The sequence below is a fragment of the Vibrio sp. M250220 genome (genome assembly GCF_036533795.1).
Classification (GTDB): domain Bacteria; phylum Pseudomonadota; class Gammaproteobacteria; order Enterobacterales; family Vibrionaceae; genus Vibrio.
The window spans coordinates 1-1151 of the sequence record NZ_JATABI010000142.1 but is presented as its reverse complement, the minus strand read 5'-3'; the positions used below and the strand labels follow the sequence as shown (position 1 = coordinate 1151).

The 1151-nt window shown below is 49.1% G+C and carries 1 protein-coding gene and 1 pseudogene; both read left to right on the top strand.

The features are described 5' to 3' along the window. Window positions 1-468, top strand: a pseudogene (locus QTN94_RS19985) (hypothetical protein); the annotation flags it as partial. Window positions 469-504: 36 nt separating this feature from the next. Beyond that, the coding region (locus QTN94_RS19980; RefSeq protein WP_331428647.1) for a DUF2931 family protein at window positions 505-1151 on the top strand (647 nt) is incomplete at its 3' end.

Genomic DNA, 1151 nt, shown 5'->3' with positions numbered 1-1151 from the left:
GGTTTTCGCTACGCCACCGTCGTTAAGGTCACCGCGCAAATTAAAGCGGCTATAGTGAAGCCTTATCCCGAATATCCAGAAGAGCCCGAGGGACCTACATGCTACCAAAATGATTTTATGTTTGGCTTTCTCCCTGATGGACGAACAAAGTTATGGCTTGATGGATGCGGGATACTCACCTATGTCGGTGAATATTCGGCAACAAAAGCGGTGCCAGTCCCTCCACCGGCACCAAAAAAAGAACCAGAGCCACTGACGCCAGAACAACTCAAGGAAAGAGCGGAACGTTACGAGAGACTTGGCATTACCGAGTTGATGGCGGATAAACCTAAACAAGAGCCACCAAAAATTCATCCGCGGCCATCGCTTGATGACCCGATCCCTTGGGATAAAGTCAATCAAGTCTGGTATAACCCGGGCTATAGAGTACAGAATCTAGCAGATGTTGTTCCAAGCACACCAGAGTAGCCATCAACCACGGCTATGCACACGGGGAGTACGACGGTGAATAAACGCTATCTCGCAATCACAACCATTGCCATACTCGCTCTAATCGCTGGCTTAGTCGGACGTGCCAAGCCAAACTACCCTGATGACCCGAGGTTTAGACCTTGGCGGATTGGTGCCGCGATCTCTTATAATTACCCTGCGTCGGTTAACGAAGCCTACGGTGTCAATTACCAAGAGGACTGGACCAGTATGATGCTCCCATATGGTGGTTTGGGTTCACCGTTACGCTACAACATGGATAAATATCGAGAATACACCTATCCAGACTACGATGGCTATGCATTACCTTTGGGCGTACCAGTCAACTTTATCCCTGATCAACTTGGTTCGGGAATAAAGTCCTTACCCGATGAACTCTATATCTATTGGGGGCTCAACGGTTTTCGCTACGCCACCGTCGTTAAGGTCACCGCGCAAATTAAAGCGGCTATAGTGAAGCCTTATCCCGAATATCCAGAAGAGCCCGAGGGACCTACATGCTACCAAAATGATTTTATGTTTGGCTTTCTCCCTGAAGGACGAGCAAAGTTATGGCTTGATGGATGCGGGATACTCACCTATGTAGGTGAATATTCGGCAACAAAAGCGGTGCCAGTCCCCCCCCTCCCAGAAAAAGAGCTAGAGCCACTGACACCAGAGCA